This window comes from Microcystis aeruginosa NIES-2549, from assembly GCF_000981785.2.
Lineage (GTDB): Bacteria > Cyanobacteriota > Cyanobacteriia > Cyanobacteriales > Microcystaceae > Microcystis > Microcystis aeruginosa_C.
The window spans coordinates 954142-968729 of sequence record NZ_CP011304.1 but is presented as its reverse complement, the minus strand read 5'-3'; the positions used below and the strand labels follow the sequence as shown (position 1 = coordinate 968729).

14 protein-coding genes and 1 tRNA gene are annotated in these 14588 nt (G+C 45.9%); 4 read left to right on the top strand and 11 right to left on the bottom strand.

The window, feature by feature from the left end:
- Positions 1–48 precede the first annotated feature (48 nt).
- The 8 genes from myaer_RS04610 to myaer_RS04575 form a co-directional block, all read right to left on the bottom strand.
- Positions 49–1458, bottom strand: coding sequence for an NAD(P)(+) transhydrogenase (Re/Si-specific) subunit beta (locus tag myaer_RS04610; RefSeq protein WP_008207177.1), 1410 nt, complete (start codon positions 1456–1458; stop codon positions 49–51).
- Positions 1455–1751, bottom strand: a complete 297-nt coding sequence (locus tag myaer_RS04605) for an NAD(P) transhydrogenase subunit alpha (RefSeq protein WP_002733247.1) — start codon at positions 1749–1751, stop codon at positions 1455–1457. The genes myaer_RS04610 and myaer_RS04605 overlap by 4 nt, the downstream gene beginning before the upstream one ends.
- A 136-nt stretch (positions 1752–1887) precedes the next feature.
- Positions 1888–3036, bottom strand: coding sequence for a Re/Si-specific NAD(P)(+) transhydrogenase subunit alpha (locus myaer_RS04600; protein ID WP_046661148.1), 1149 nt, complete (start codon positions 3034–3036; stop codon positions 1888–1890).
- Positions 3037–3391: 355 nt separating this feature from the next.
- Positions 3392–3661: a hypothetical protein gene (locus myaer_RS04595; RefSeq protein WP_046661146.1), complete on the bottom strand. Its 270-nt coding sequence runs from the start codon at positions 3659–3661 to the stop codon at positions 3392–3394.
- A gap of 28 nt (positions 3662–3689) precedes the next feature.
- Positions 3690–4112 (bottom strand): PspA/IM30 family protein, encoded by a 423-nt coding sequence (locus tag myaer_RS04590; protein WP_080949713.1) that lies wholly within the window; start codon positions 4110–4112, stop codon positions 3690–3692.
- Positions 4113–4494: 382 nt separating this feature from the next.
- Positions 4495–5268 (bottom strand): PspA/IM30 family protein, encoded by a 774-nt coding sequence (locus tag myaer_RS04585; RefSeq protein ID WP_046661144.1) that lies wholly within the window; start codon positions 5266–5268, stop codon positions 4495–4497.
- 212 nt (positions 5269–5480) lie between these two features.
- Complete coding sequence (locus myaer_RS04580) at positions 5481–6137, bottom strand: PspA/IM30 family protein (protein WP_046661142.1); 657 nt, start codon at positions 6135–6137, stop codon at positions 5481–5483.
- Between the two features lie 22 nt (positions 6138–6159).
- A complete protein-coding gene (locus myaer_RS04575) occupies positions 6160–7050 on the bottom strand; it encodes a hypothetical protein (protein ID WP_046661140.1) in 891 nt (296 codons plus the stop codon).
- Between the two features lie 94 nt (positions 7051–7144).
- Between myaer_RS04575 and myaer_RS04570 the strand changes: the two genes are divergently transcribed.
- The 3 genes from myaer_RS04570 (at position 7145) to myaer_RS04560 (ending at position 9587) form a co-directional block, all read left to right on the top strand.
- Positions 7145–7693 carry a DUF721 domain-containing protein gene (locus myaer_RS04570; RefSeq protein WP_046661139.1) on the top strand — a complete coding sequence of 183 codons (549 nt, stop codon included), beginning with the start codon at positions 7145–7147 and terminating at the stop codon, positions 7691–7693.
- A 388-nt stretch (positions 7694–8081) separates the two neighbouring features.
- Positions 8082–8357 carry a hypothetical protein gene (locus myaer_RS04565; protein WP_046661137.1) on the top strand — a complete coding sequence of 92 codons (276 nt, stop codon included), beginning with the start codon at positions 8082–8084 and terminating at the stop codon, positions 8355–8357.
- Between the two features lie 231 nt (positions 8358–8588).
- The gene (locus tag myaer_RS04560; RefSeq protein WP_046661136.1) at positions 8589–9587 is read left to right on the top strand and encodes a Gfo/Idh/MocA family protein; all 999 of its coding nucleotides are present in this window, start codon (positions 8589–8591) and stop codon (positions 9585–9587) included.
- Between the two features lie 6 nt (positions 9588–9593).
- Here myaer_RS04560 and myaer_RS04555 read toward each other — a convergent pair whose 3' ends face one another.
- Both myaer_RS04555 and lgt read right to left on the bottom strand, forming a co-directional pair.
- The gene (locus tag myaer_RS04555; protein ID WP_046661135.1) at positions 9594–10544 is read right to left on the bottom strand and encodes a branched-chain amino acid ABC transporter permease; all 951 of its coding nucleotides are present in this window, start codon (positions 10542–10544) and stop codon (positions 9594–9596) included.
- A gap of 12 nt (positions 10545–10556) precedes the next feature.
- A complete protein-coding gene (lgt, locus tag myaer_RS04550; RefSeq protein WP_046661133.1) occupies positions 10557–11408 on the bottom strand; it encodes a prolipoprotein diacylglyceryl transferase in 852 nt (283 codons plus the stop codon).
- A 73-nt stretch (positions 11409–11481) separates the two neighbouring features.
- Here lgt and myaer_RS04545 point away from each other — a divergent pair.
- Positions 11482–11564, top strand: a tRNA-Leu gene (locus myaer_RS04545).
- A 111-nt stretch (positions 11565–11675) separates the two neighbouring features.
- Here myaer_RS04545 and clpB read toward each other — a convergent pair.
- Positions 11676–14300 (bottom strand): ATP-dependent chaperone ClpB, encoded by a 2625-nt coding sequence (gene clpB, locus myaer_RS04540; RefSeq protein ID WP_046661131.1) that lies wholly within the window; start codon positions 14298–14300, stop codon positions 11676–11678.
- Positions 14301–14588 lie beyond the last annotated feature (288 nt).

The following is a 14588-nucleotide window of genomic DNA, read 5'->3' as shown; positions in this document are numbered from 1 at the left end:
TCAGATAAAAAAAAGACGGGGTGAAAACCCCGTCCCATTTGTTAAGAATTATGACAAATCCTTGACTTGTGATACTAATTGTGCTACCACATCTTGAGCGCTACCAAAGAGCATAAAGGTTTTGGGATTGTAGAATAATTCGTTTTCTACCCCGGCAAAACCCGATCGCATACTGCGCTTAATCACGATCGTGTGCTGTGCCTTATCCACGTCGAGGATTGGCATTCCATAAATCGGACTAGCTTTATCGTGACGGGCAGCGGGGTTAACCACATCATTCGCCCCAATAATTAAGGCCACATCGACGCGCTCAAACTCAGGATTAATATCATCCATATCGTAGAGTTGCGGATAGGGAACATTAGCTTCGGCCAGTAATACATTCATGTGACCGGGCATTCTTCCCGCCACGGGGTGAATAGCATATTTAACCTCAACGCCATTTTTTTCCAACTGTTCAGCCAATTCTCGCACTGCGTGTTGTGCTTGGGCCACCGCCATGCCGTAACCGGGTACAATCACCACAGAACGCGCATAACCGAGCATCATTGCCCCTTCTTCTGAATCAATAGCATGAACCGATTTATCAAGGCTAGAAGTGGCGCTCGCTTCGCCTCCGGCACTAGCACCTGTACCAAATGCCCCAAATAGTACACTAGCCAGCGATCGATTCATGGCTTTACACATGATCTGAGTCAGGATAATCCCCGACGCACCCACCAAAGCACCGGCGATGATCAGCATACTATTCATCAGGATAAAACCGACCACGCTGGCGGCAAGTCCCGAAAAAGAGTTTAAGAGGGAGATAACCACGGGCATATCGCCGCCGCCGATGGGAAGCACGAATAAAGCCCCGAAAATTAGGGAAAGTGCCACCAAGGTCAGGAAAACATCGATCGAGGTGGGATCAAAAAAGAGATAGACACTACCCCCTAAAAAGGTGAGTAGCAAGAGAATGTTAAAGGGTTGTTGGAAAGGAAAAGTTACGGGCGCGCCACTGATTAATTCCTGTAATTTGGCAAAAGCGAGGACACTACCGGTAAAAGTGACACCACCGATCAATATACCCAAAATAGCGATCAGTATCGAGTCAAAGGCAATATTTTCACCACTTTGCAGTAAACGCCAATATTCGCCCATGGCAATTAAAGCACTGGCAGCACCGCCTAAACCGTTAAAAATCGCCACCATTTGGGGCATAGCCGTCATCGGGACTTTTTGCGCCGAAACCAGGCCGATAATTGAGCCAATCACCAACGCCACGGCGATTAAACCATAGCTGAGGATTTCTTGATTGATTAAGGTGGCAATAACGGCGATTAGCATCCCGATGGCAGCCAGAAAATTGCCTTGACGGGCGGTAGCGGGGGAAGATAATTGTTTAAGACCGATGATAAATAAAATGGCGGCGAGTAGATAGGATAACTCGATCCCTGTGATAAGGGCATTATTCATGATTTAGCCTCTTTTTTCTTGAACATTTGCAGCATTCGATCGGTAACGACAAAACCACCGACCACGTTAACCATCGCCAAAATAACGGCAATTAACCCTAAAATTACGGTTAATTCGTGCCAATCCGTGCCTCCGGCGATGAGGAGCGCACCGACAACGGCGATACCTGAAATTGCATTGGCTCCCGACATCAGGGGTGTATGGAGAGTGGGAGGGACTTTATTGATCACCTCGAAACCGACAAAGGAAGCGAGGACAAATACCACTAAAGCGGTTAAAAGTTGGGCAGTCATTGGTTAAAGAAATAGGGGATAGGGTTTGGGGATTGGGGAAGTGGGGTGTGGGGTGTGGGGTGTGGGGTGTGGGGTGTGGGGTGTGGGGAGAATACTGCCTCCTGACTCCTGACTCCTGCCTCCTGAATCCTGATAGCTAAAAAGCTGATAACTGTTCACTGAGGGCGGATTTAATGCGTTGGTTGCGGATTTCGCCAGCGTGGGTGACACAGGCACTATCAATGATGTCATCGGCAAAATCGAGGTTTAAACTGCCCTCTTTGCTGACTAGAAGCTGTAGCAGCATTTGCAGGTTTTTGGCGTACATCTGGCTGGCATTGGTGGCCACTGTGGCAGGAAGATTAACGGCTCCGACGATTTTTACCCCATTTTCGATGATTTCTCGTCCCGGTTGGGTGTAGGCGCAATTTCCGCCCTGTTCCGCCGCTAAATCAACGATTACCGACCCCGGTTTCATGGTGGCGATCATTTCTTTGGTGACTAGCAGCGGGGCCTGTTTCCCCGGTACTTGGGCCGTGGTGATCACCACATCAGCCCGCTTAATTGGTTCCGTTAGGGCTTGACAAATGCGCTCCTGTGTGCTAAGAGAAACCTCTTTGGCATAACCGTTATCGGCGACGGTATCTTCTTCTAGGGGCATTTCAATAAATTTCGCCCCGACACTCTGTACTTCTTCTTTGACTTGGGGACGAATATCAAAAGCCTCCACCACTGCCCCCAAACGGCGGGCGGTAGCGCAAGCTTGCAATCCAGCAACTCCTGCCCCCAATACCAGCACTTTGGCGGGGGCGATCGTACCGGCGGCGGTAGTCATCATCGGGAACATTTTCGGCAGCTCAACGGCGGCGAGGAGTACCGCTTTGTAACCGGCGAGGTTAGCCTGAGAGGAGAGGGCATCCATGCTCTGGGCGCGACTACTGCGGGGAATTAATTCCATGCTCAAAGCGGTTATTCCGCGATCGGCTAATTTGGCAATGCGCCGGGGTTGACGCAGGGGATCGAGAAAGCCGATGAGGATACCGCCACCTTTCAGGCGATCGATCTCGCTATCGCTAGGAGGGACGACTTTGAGAATAATATCGGCAGTTTCATAGATATATTCGCTGTTTTCGCTCAGGGCAGCACCCACGGCACTATAGGCACTATCGGCAAAGTTAGCGCTAATTCCCGCCCCATTTTGGACAATTACCTCAAATCCCGCCTTGACTAAACGGGCGACGGTATCCGGCACTAGCGCCACCCGCGCCTCGCCTTGGTCACTTTCTTTGATTACGCCGATTTTCATGGCTGGGTTTCTCCTTAATAAGTCCTTCTCTTGTCTTATGCTGTTAGGGTAAGGGTTTCGTTAAATGCGATCGATCCCTTGGGATAATTTCGAGTCAAAATTGCTTTTCACTTCCATCCTAGCTATCCTCACCTTTCTGGCTCTTTTTCGGGCTGAATCTTAGGATTATCTTCAGAATTAAAGGGTTTTGAGCGGCATTGCTTGGGGATTTTTTTCTAATGATGAGGTACAAAGTTTTTGTTCTGGGAAACGCCAAAACGCTTAAGATTAGCCGCTCTTCGCTCGTAGATACCAGATTAAGTTATACTTCATATTGATGAGACGGGCTGTAATACGTCTCGACAATCTCAAAGTTTTACAGTTCTTTTAACTTCGATCGCAATTCCTCTAATTCTGCATCCACTACCGAATCCCTGACGGTAGGTGGATAGGCAGTTTTACCCAGTAACATTTGTGCTTTTAGCAGTGCTAATTCATCATCCACATCGCTACTCGCTTCTAGTCCAACGAATACCCGTTCGGCTCTCCCAGGTTTGGTGGGTAAAATGTATTCTAAGATACAGTCTTGGGGCAGTGAGTGGAACGAACCACAGAGACACAAAGGACACAAAGATCGATCGATCATATAGTAAGTTAAACTTATCACACAGAATCTAGAAGAACCCCCGTTCCATGTCGCTAGGACTCAATTCACCAATCGCTTGACTACTGGATTCTAACTGCATAAATTTTGCTTCCATGCGCTCAAAAGCTGAAGGGTAAATAGTATCTATACTGCCGATACTTTTTTCGTTAATCTTTCTTTCTAAAATCGGCAATTTTTCTTTCAGTTTATCAACTTGGATATTCAGTTTTTCCAGTTGATTTTTAATAATATTTGCGGTATTAATGTGATGTTTTTTCTTTATATTAGCTTCTTGTGCCAGAGACTCATCACCTTTATCTAGGGCGAGTTTAACTCTTTCTTGCCATTTTAAAACCTCAGCTTGTGCTTGGTTGTACTGTTGCTCGGCTCTTTTTTGTAAGGCAATTACTTCGATAATTGAGGAGCGTAAATTAGATAAATCATCCCGCATAATAGTGATGGTTAATTATGAGTAGCAATTAAGAAGATGTTAAGTATTTAAATTGCTTGTTGAGATGAGCCAAGAGGCAACACCCCCCCTTGCCCCTAGGGTTAATTCATAGTAGGGTTAATTCATAGTAGGGTTGATTCATGTTAGGGTTAATTCATGTTAGGGTTAATTCATAGTAGGGTTGATTCATAGTAGGGTTGATTCATAGTAGGGTTGATTCATAGTAGGGTTGATTCATGAATCAACCCTACCCCGACGTCGGAGGAGAGAACTAATCTAAGGATAGGCGGTTAAAATGCGTTTTAGCTTATTCCCTATCTCAACAACAAAATTAATAAATAGAGACGTACCGTAGATAGTACGTCTCGACGCTCTCAAAGTTTTACAGTTCTTTTAACTTCGATCGCAATTCCTCTAATTCTGCATCCACTACCGAATCCCTGACGGTGGTTGCTTGGGGTAAAGTGGGTTGACTAGAAGCTGTACCGGGTAATGCTCCCCCGGACATTTGTGCTTTTAGCAGTGCTAATTCATCCTCCACATCGCTACCTGATTCTAGTGCGGCGAATTGATTTTCGATGCCCGTCTGAGTGATTTCAGCGTAAGCTTGACTACTAGCTTCTAACTGCATAACTTTTTCTTCCATGCGCTCAAAAGCAGCCACGGAACTACTGGTATTGATACTGCCGAGGGTTTTTTGGACTTGTTCGTTAGCTTTTGCGGCTCTGGAGCGAGCTACTAACATATTTTTCTTGGTTTTTGCCTCAGAAATCTTACTTTCGAGCGCGATCAAGTTTTTTCTCAGACTATCTACCTGTACCGTTTGCTGATCCAGTTGATTTTTGAGAATGGCGGCGGTTTCCGTGCAATCTTTCTTGCGTTTAAGAGCTTCCCTGGCGAGATTTTCATCCCCTTTAGAAAGGGCTAATTTGGCCCTTTGTTCCCATTTATTGGCTTCTGACTGGTCTTTACTGTATTTTTGTTCCGTTTGTCGTTGTTCAGCGATCGCTCTAGCAACCGCTTGACGTACCTGTACTAGATCCTCTTGCATCTCACTGACAGCTTGTTCCAGCATTTTTTCTGGATCTTCAGCCTTGCTCACCATATCATTGAGGTTAGCTCGGACAACTCGGCTAAGGCGATCGAATAAACCCATGACGCTCTTGTTCCTCTCGGTGTGTACTAAATCAGTTAACTGTTCTTAAAATTTCCCATCTTGCCTAACGGCTCATTCTCTAATATAAACCACGGGAGCTAGGATAGGCGATAGGAGTTAGGAGTCAAGAGTCAGGAGACAGACTTCGGCGTGAGCTTTTGTCGAACGCTTTTTTCTCCCCACACCCCACACCCTACACCCCACACCCCACATCACCCATCCAAGTTTTCTTGTTTTAACTTGAGTAATTCCGCTTCAATTTGTTTTTGTCCCTCCAAATCTTGGAATTGTCGCTCTAAGGGGTCTTTATACCCGATTAAATCGGCTTGGGATTCGGCTTCTAAGACTTTTGCTTCTAATTTCTCGAAAATAGTCCCCATCTGACTGCTGTTCAAACTGCCCATAATTTCTTGGGCTTTTTGACTGGCGCTCGCCGATCGCAATCTGGCCACATAAAGGCTTTTCTGTGCTTTCATCTCAGCATATTTGCGTTCAATTGTCAAGAGTTCTTTCTTTAATTTTTGTATAATAGCCGTCTGTTGTTGCAGGGAGGTTTGTAGGGGGGCGATCTGACTTTGATAGGTTTGCCATTGGCTGAGAGCTTGGCGGGCGAGTTCCTCGTTACCGTGATGTAGGGCTAATTGGGCGCGTTCGTGCCAAGTTTGGGCGGCTTTTTCCTGTTGTTGTCGTTGGCGCTCGGTGCGTTTCTGGGTAGCGACGGCTGCCGCCAGGGCTTGTCGCATTTGGATCAATTCCCCTTCCATCTCCAAGATCGCCTTTTCCAGCAGTTTTTCTGGATCTTGATTTTCCTGAATCAGACTATTGACTTGGGCGCGAATTGCTTGGCCCATGCGATCTAACAAACCCATTGCCGTCCTCCCGATACCAACCCTAATAGTTTACCGAAGTGCCGCTCCTATCAATAATGATAGAACTAGGGACGGGGGACTGGGAGGGATCGGCTGTTTCTGAAGGTGGCGGACTACTGGGAGAAGGGGCTACTTGTAATTCTGGCGGTAACTGTTTCATTAACTCCGCCGCATCCTGTGGGTTTTGATTGGCCAAGCGACGGGCTTTTTCCCGTTGAAAAAAGGGTAAATTAGCGGGTGATTCTTCTCTTTGGCGCAATTCCTCTAACATTCGTTCGTTAATGACCGCCGGAGAGGGGACGGGGGTGACTTGGGGCGGTGGTGGCGGTGGTGCGGAAACTAGGGAAGATACGGGCGGGGTAGCGGGGTCCGGGGGGGCGACGGGTAAAGATTGCTCGATCTTACTGACGGGTAATTGATGGGCCGGCATCAGGGACGGTGGCGGATTCGGGGGTAAGAGGGCGTTAGTCAGATTGACAGCGCTGGGGGGAGGCTGAACCACCGGTGGGGCGGGAATGTTAGCGATCGGACTGGTTTTAAGGGGAGGAGCGGGAATATTAGCGATCGGACTGGTTTGAGGGGTTTTCTGTACTGGACGAGCGATCGCTATCAATCGATCGAGGTGGCGGGAGTTATTTTGGTGCTGCTCGCGGGGGGAATTCTCAGCTTTCCTCGGGGTAGCGGTGGTGTTGGTTAACCATTGATTGAGAGAGAGGAGACTATTAGCAATTAAAAAGATCGCCATTGCCCCGATACCCCAAGGGGTAAAAAAGATATCTTTAGCTTGGGGATAGACGTTAATGACAGCAGCTTCTAGGTATTCTGGTTCCTGAGCGGGATCGATGGCTGAACTGGGCTGATGGACGATCGAGAGAGGCAAATCTTGGGAGGATGGGGATCGATCGGATTTCATGGCAGATGACTAGGGCAGGGGTATTAAAGGTTATGCTAAAAAGTTAGGGGGTTTTTTCGTCCTAGTCTAACGTGGTACTCTCTAGATTTTCCAGATGTCTTTACATTCTCTTGACAAAATTTTGGCGGCTATTACTCAACAGGGGGGTTGGGAAGAATATCGCCACTATGATCAAGTGCTGCAATTATGGCCAAAAATTATTAATCCCCGTCTGCTCGAGCAAACCCGGCCTTTTTCCCTCAATCGTGGGGTTTTATCGGTGGCTACCAGTAGCGCCGCTTTAGCACAGGAATTGTCTTTACAACGCTATAGCTTATTAAAACGGCTTAATAGTCAGTTAGAGACTCCCCTGAGCGATATCCGCTTTTCTGCTGCCCGTTGGCAGCAAGATAGTCAGTTAATTCCCCCAGAAGCGATCGCGCCTAATTCCCTGAGAGATCATCCTAGTTATGTCACCCCGGAAAAACCGCCGGAAAATCCCCAGCAACCGGACAGTTTAGAGAGTTGGAGCCAGAAAATAGTTCACCGGACCCGATCTTGGCCGATTTGTCCTCGTTGTCAGTCTCCCACTCCCTCAGGAGAGCTTGAGCGTTGGCAATGTTGTGCTTTTTGTTTTGCCCAGTCGGGCGGTGTAAAAGATTAAATTTTTTTATAGTCTTGTGGAAAGAGTGGTTTTGAGTCGGGAATCAATTGGCCTATCTTTTCTGTCTTAATTGAACCTGTATTCATCAATTCTATCGAGCTAAGGCTTGATCCCCGTTCTGTTATCGCCGATACTAGACCCAATAACCTCGGACACAACTGAGTTAAACTCTTCAGTTTTGAGACAGTGCTGCTTTTTGCAAAGTAACTATTAAAAGATTCTAAAAACAAAATTTTTTGGGGGGATCACTAAAAACTATATGGCATAACAGTTCTAGCTATGGTAGTCAGGAAAATACCCTTGGCACGGGGTAGGACAATATTAGACAGAGCAAAAAGAGAGTCATCCCTTGAGTTCCCTATAATGATCTTCCTTTTAAAGCCAACCCATGCAACCCGCAAACTTTCTTACTTCTTCCTGTCGATACTGCCGATACTATCAAACCCAAGGTCGGCGCGGTGGCACTTGTCAACAACTAGATGTTCCCGTCGAAGCTCATTGGAAAGCCTGCGCTCTAGCGATGCCTCCTTTTAGCACTGAATGGCAACAACTCAATCGGGTGGTTAGTTTAGAACAGTCTCTAGAATTAACCTGTACGGTGTCGCCAACTCCCGTAGTGGTTTCCCCTAGTCGTCATGCTCCCCGACAACCGATGGCAGTTTAGAAGTTCCGGTCCCTAAACAGGAGTAAAAAATTGGCGTTGTCCATTCAAAATATGAATTCACCCCCCCCACATCTTTTAGGGCGCTATTTTTGAGATAATAGATGGGTTGATTGTAAAGATAAAGCTGGGAAAGGCAAGAGTCAGGATTCAGGAGTCAGGAGATTATTTTTATTTATTCTCCCCATCTCCCCGCACCCCACACCCCACTTCCCGATAATTAAGGTCGCCAGAATGCCCCTGATGACTTCTCATCGTTCCCTAAAAATTGGTATAGTTGGCACAGGGTTCGCCGCTCAACGTCGCGCTGAAAGCTTGCAAGCCGATGATCGCGCCCAGCTTCTGTATGTTAGCGGTAATAGTCCCGAATCGATCGCTAATTTCTCGCAAAAATACCAAATTTCTGCCCTAGATTCGGCACTAAGCCTGGCCAGCCATCCCGATCTCGATCTGATTGTCATTGCCAACGTTAATCAGGCCCATGCCTCGATCGCCCGTACTGCCTTAAAATCCGGTAAGCACGTTATCGTCGAGTATCCCCTGGCTTTTCACCCGGCAGCGGCAGCAGAATTAATCACCCTAGCCGAAACCGAGAACAAATTACTGCACGTCGAACATATTGAGCTTTTGGGGGGACTGCATCAAACCCAACAGCAATATTTAGCCGGCCTTGGCAATATCCACCTAGCCCGTTATACCACGATCGTCCCAGGCAGACCAGCACCCCGGCGCTGGACATTTCATCGGGATTTATTCGGTTTTCCTTTGATTGCAGCCCTTTCTCGTATCCATCGCTTTACTAATTTATTTGGGGAAGTGGAGTCCGTATCCTGTCATTGTCGTTATTGGAATGCTCCAGAATCCGATTATTTTCTGGCCTGTTTGTGTGAGGCGCAGTTATTATTTAAAAATGGCTTAATTGCTGAAGTTACCTACGGTAAAGGCGAAGTTTTTTGGCAAAATGAGCGAACTTTCACTATTCATGGTGAGGGGGGTAGCTTAATTTTTGAAGGGGAAAAAGGGCAGTTAATTAATAGTGAAGGTAGCCAAGCTTTAGAAGTGGAAACCCGTCGCGGTCTTTTTGCCAAAGATACCGCTATGGTGCTAGATTATCTCTTCGATCGGGTTCCTCTCTATGTTACTCCCCAAGCCAGTCTTTATGCCCTAGAAGTGGCATACGCTGCCTATCAATCTTCCTTGTCGGGAAAAACAGTTTTTCTCTCGGCCAATTAACCGGACTTAGACTTTTTCAATTAACTTTCTGCCTAGTAAACCCTGGGGACGAACTAACAACATAATAAAGAGAATAGCAAAAGCGATCGCCTCTCGATAACCGGAATATTCTGCGGGAACAAAAGCTTCTGCAATACCCAATAATAAACCACCGATGACCGCTCCGGGGATACTTCCCAATCCCCCTAAAACGATCACTCCTAAACCTTTTAATCCGAAAGCAATGCCGAAATAGGGTCCAGCAATACTAACACTAGAACCGACTAAAGTTCCTGCTAAACCTGCCAAGGCACCACTGATAAAAAAGGTAATCACGATAAACTTTTCGGGATTGATCCCCAACAAACTGGCCGTGGTGACATCTTCAGCTACCGCTTGTAAAGCTTTGCCCATTTTGGTAAAATTAACCCAATAAGTTAGTAAAGCCACCATAACTGCTGAAACCAGAAAAATAATAATCTGAATTGTGCGAATTGCCACGGGGCGATCAGCTGTACCGAAATTAATTGCGGGGGGAAGATTGCCATAGATATCATCGGGAAAAGTATAAATTTCTGCCCCGACTAAGTATTGAATAACATTGACAATCACCACGGCTGCCCCTAGGCTAGAAACCAAAGTTAAGAGAGAATCGGAACCCCTTACCCGGAGGGGTTTAAAGGCCAATCTTTCCAGAATAACCGAGGTGAAACCTGAAAGGATACAGCCTAGCAAGAGTGCTAAAAAAAAGGGTAAGGAAAAGGGTAATTTGGCATTAGCCAATAAACCATTAAAACCGAAAACTCCCCCCGCTAGAGCGTAGGTAAAATAGGCCCCGAGAGTAAAAATTGCGCCATGGGCAAAATTGATAATACCTAGAATGGAAAAAATCAAAGTGTAACCAAGGGCAAAAATAGCATAGACACTACCGATCGATAAACCGTTTAAAACCTGTTGAAAAATCGTTACTAAATCCATTGTCAGGGTTAGCTAGGGTAACTTTTGATTATAACCGACAGTCGCCACCACATCCGGTAAAGGACGCTGGAGTTTATATAACCAGAATAAACCGAAAAGACCGACAGCAATCGCTCCTAAACTAATTATTTGCGCCATTTTCAAAGGACCAAACATTAAACTATCAGTGCGTAGCCCCTCGATCCAGAATCTACCTAGACTGTAGGCAATAAAATAAACTAGGGTAAGGGTGCCAATTTTTAATTTACTAGGGTATTTTAAACCCCAAAAAAATAGATAGATGAGTAGGGCAAAAACTGCCAGATTCCAGAGAGATTCGTAGAGAAAGGTGGGATGAAAATAATCGACGGCGATATATTTCAAAGGACGACTAGCCGGAGGAATAAACAACCGCCAGGGTAAATTAGTCGGACTGCCAAAAGCTTCCGAATTAAAAAAGTTACCCCAACGTCCGATCGCTTGACCGAGAATGACGGAAGGGGCCACCAGATCGAGTAATTGCCAAAGAGAAACCCGATTAATGCGAGCAAAGATTAGGGCTGCCAGCAAACCCCCGATAATTGCCCCGTGAATAGCGATACCTCCCTTCCAAATGGCGATAATATCAGCAGGATTTTGCGCGTATTCTTGCCACTGAAACAGAACATAGTACAGACGGGCTGCAGGTATGGCCCCTACTACTAACCAAATGGCCAAATCAGCGATTAAATCGGGATTGATCGCTCTTTTTTGGGCGAGGTACTGGGAGAGGGTGACACCCAATAATACCGCCATAGCAATCAGAAATCCATACCAGCGCACCGAAATCGGTCCAATCTCCCAGAGGACGGGGCCGGGAGACTGAAAGACAAAACCTAAGAGCATAAAATTATTAAGAATAAAAAATTTTATCTTTCCTATAGTATCTTATGCTATGATGGAATAAGCTGACATATTTGCGGATGTGGCGGAATTGGTAGACGCGCTAGATTTAGGTTCTAGTATCTTTTCGATGTGTGGGTTCGAGTCCCTCCATCCGCATTAACCTTCGGGTCTTTGACGTGGTGCAAACAGTGTTACAGTCATAGATTCAAGCAAAAATCCCCTGCTTCTATAATAATCAAAGGGTGAGCATGGCCCACCCTTACTTAATTAAGCAGTTACTACCGGGGAAGCTAACCGTTTAAAGGTCAATCTTTCATCGGCCACATCGACAAAAATCGTGTCTCCCCCTTTGAATTCGCCGCGCAGAATTGCCTTAGCGATCGGAGTTTCCACATATCTTTGTACTGCCCGTTTTAGGGGTCGCGCACCGTACACTGGATCGTAACCAATTTCTGCTAGATAATCGAGGGCAATATCGGCAAATTTCAGGGCTAATTTTTGTTCCATCAAGCGATCGCTGAGATTGGCTATCTGTAGTTTGACAATCGATCGCAGTTGCACTTTTTGTAAACTATGGAAAATGATCGTTTCATCGATACGATTGAGGAATTCGGGACGGAAACTATTCCGCATTGCTTCCATCACCCTGGACTGCATTTCCTCGTAACGAGACTCATCACCGGCCACGTCTAAAATGTATTGAGAACCGATATTACTGGTCATAATAATGATGGTATTTTTGAAATCAACCAGATGACCTTGAGAGTCGGTTAAGCGCCCATCGTCAAGGATTTGTAACATAACGTTAAAAACGTCGGGGTGGGCTTTTTCAATCTCATCAAAAAGGATGACAGAGTAGGGACGACGCCGGATTGCCTCGGTTAATTGTCCCCCTTCATCGTAGCCGACGTATCCCGGAGGCGCACCCATGAGACGGGAAACGCTGTGTTTTTCCATGTATTCCGACATATCGATGCGAACTAGAGCCTCTTCGGTGTCAAAGAGATTGCGAGCTAAAGCTTTCGCCAATTCTGTCTTACCAACACCCGTCGGACCGAGGAAAATAAAGCTGGCCGTGGGACGGTTGGGATCCGATAAACCGGCGCGGGAACGTTGAATCGCTTCGGCTACGGCTGTGACCGCTTCCTCTTGACCGATGACACTTTCGTGTAATTCCTCTTCCAGATTGAGGAGTTTTTCTTTTTCCGATTCGATTAATTTATTGAGAGGAATTCCCGTCCATTTCGAGATAATTTCGGCGATATCCGATTCGAGAACTTCTTCCCTTAATAAACTTTTGCCGGTGGTTTGTTTGTCGGCCAATTGAGTTTCTAGTTCTTTGAGTTGATTCTGAAGTTCGGGAATTTTACCATAGCGCAACTCACCCATTTTACCCAGATCCACATTAGGATCTCGTTCCAACTGCTGAATTTTGAGATTAACTTGTTCGATCGCTTCTTTAACCCCACGAACTTTATCGATAATCTCTTTTTCCCCTTGCCATTGGGCATTTAATCCCGATTGTTCTTCCTTGAGGTTAGCCAGTTCTTTTTCTAACTTTTCTAACCGTTCTCGCGAAGCTGGATCATATTCCCTTTGTAGAGAAAGTTTTTCCATTTCTAACTGGAGAATTTTGCGATCAATTTCATCGAGTTCTTCCGGTTTAGAAGTGATTTCCATCTTCAATTTGGCTGCCGCTTCATCAACTAAATCAATGGCCTTATCGGGCAAAAAGCGATCGCTAATATAACGATTAGAAAGCAGCGCCGCTGCCACTAAAGCATTATCGGCAATTTTCACCCCATGATGCACCTCATAACGTTCTTTGAGACCGCGAAGAATCGAAATAGTATCGACCACATTTGGTTCATCCACTAAAACCTCTTGAAAACGTCTTTCTAACGCCGCATCTTTTTCGATATATTTGCGGTACTCATCGAGGGTAGTGGCCCCAATACAACGTAATTCACCCCGGGCTAACATTGGTTTTAATAAATTGCCCGCATCCATTGCCCCTTGAGTGGCTCCCGCACCGACAACGGTATGAATTTCGTCAATAAACATGATGATATTGCCTTGGGACTCGGTGACTTCCTTGAGGACAGCTTTTAATCTTTCCTCAAATTCCCCGCGATATTTTGCTCCCGCAATTAAGCCACCTAAATCGAGAGAAATAAGAGTCCGATCTAATAGAGATTCTGGCACATCACGGTTAATAATCCGCTGGGCTAATCCTTCGACAATGGCCGTTTTTCCTACTCCCGGTTCTCCGATTAAAACCGGGTTATTTTTAGTCCGACGCGAGAGAATCTGAATGGTGCGACGGATTTCGTCATCCCGTCCAATTACGGGGTCTAATTTACCTTCCCGTGCCAATTGGGTCAGATCCCGTCCGTATTTTTCTAGGGCTTCGTATTTGCCTTCTGGATTCTGATCGGTCACTTTTTGACTACCTCTGACTTGTTGAATAATTTCTTTGAGTTTGTTTTCGGTAAGTCCGAATTCTTGAAAAATATTTTTACCGAAGCGATCATCTTTAGCGTAACCTAAAATTAAATGCTCGATCGAGATAAAGTCATCTCCAAATTCTCGACGATAATTTTCCGCTCGATCGAGTAAACTATCTAAACTACGACCTAAATAAATCGAGTCGCCGGGGTTAGATATTTTCGGTTGACGACGGATAAAGTCATCGGTTCGATCCCGCAAACGGGCTAGACTAATATTAGCTTTACTAAAGATACTGCCCGCTAATCCCTCCTGTTCGAGAAGGGCTTTCATGAGATGTTCGCTTTCGATGTGTTGCTGGCTGTGCTGTTTGGCAATGTCCTGCGTTTTGACGATTGCCTCCCAAGCTTTTTCCGTAAATTGTTGTGGATTGGTTGGCTGCATTTTCTATAAGAGATTACTTTTATACCCTAAAGATTATTCTAGATTGACCGGTTTGTTGGCTCCTAGGGGCTTACCGTACCTAGTTCAGGGGGGATTTCCCCTCAATGGTGCGATTTAAGCGGCTAAAGTTTATAAGCTGTCAGGGATTTAAACTGTGTCTTGGAAATTTTAGTACAAATGCTCGGATTATCAACCAAGCTAAAATCTTAAGTAGCTGGTTATAATTAAATTAAAAATGAATTTTAGGTTCGATCCCCCCTGCCCCCCTTGATAAGGGGGGTGCTGATA

What these genes read in the sequence shown, in the direction of transcription:
- myaer_RS04610 (WP_008207177.1), bottom strand. Translation starts at nt 1,458, where the DNA reads ATGAATAATGCCCTTATCACAGGGATCGAGTTATCCTATCTACTCGCC.
- myaer_RS04605 (WP_002733247.1), bottom strand. Translation starts at nt 1,751, where the DNA reads ATGACTGCCCAACTTTTAACCGCTTTAGTGGTATTTGTCCTCGCTTCC.
- myaer_RS04600 (WP_046661148.1), bottom strand. Translation starts at nt 3,036, where the DNA reads ATGAAAATCGGCGTAATCAAAGAAAGTGACCAAGGCGAGGCGCGGGTG.
- myaer_RS04595 (WP_046661146.1), bottom strand. Translation starts at nt 3,661, where the DNA reads ATGATCGATCGATCTTTGTGTCCTTTGTGTCTCTGTGGTTCGTTCCAC.
- myaer_RS04590 (WP_080949713.1), bottom strand. Translation starts at nt 4,112, where the DNA reads ATGCGGGATGATTTATCTAATTTACGCTCCTCAATTATCGAAGTAATT.
- myaer_RS04585 (WP_046661144.1), bottom strand. Translation starts at nt 5,268, where the DNA reads ATGGGTTTATTCGATCGCCTTAGCCGAGTTGTCCGAGCTAACCTCAAT.
- myaer_RS04580 (WP_046661142.1), bottom strand. Translation starts at nt 6,137, where the DNA reads ATGGGTTTGTTAGATCGCATGGGCCAAGCAATTCGCGCCCAAGTCAAT.
- myaer_RS04575 (WP_046661140.1), bottom strand. Translation starts at nt 7,050, where the DNA reads ATGAAATCCGATCGATCCCCATCCTCCCAAGATTTGCCTCTCTCGATC.
- myaer_RS04570 (WP_046661139.1), top strand. Translation starts at nt 7,145, where the DNA reads ATGTCTTTACATTCTCTTGACAAAATTTTGGCGGCTATTACTCAACAG.
- myaer_RS04565 (WP_046661137.1), top strand. Translation starts at nt 8,082, where the DNA reads ATGCAACCCGCAAACTTTCTTACTTCTTCCTGTCGATACTGCCGATAC.
- myaer_RS04560 (WP_046661136.1), top strand. Translation starts at nt 8,589, where the DNA reads ATGCCCCTGATGACTTCTCATCGTTCCCTAAAAATTGGTATAGTTGGC.
- myaer_RS04555 (WP_046661135.1), bottom strand. Translation starts at nt 10,544, where the DNA reads ATGGATTTAGTAACGATTTTTCAACAGGTTTTAAACGGTTTATCGATC.
- lgt (WP_046661133.1), bottom strand. Translation starts at nt 11,408, where the DNA reads ATGCTCTTAGGTTTTGTCTTTCAGTCTCCCGGCCCCGTCCTCTGGGAG.
- clpB (WP_046661131.1), bottom strand. Translation starts at nt 14,300, where the DNA reads ATGCAGCCAACCAATCCACAACAATTTACGGAAAAAGCTTGGGAGGCA.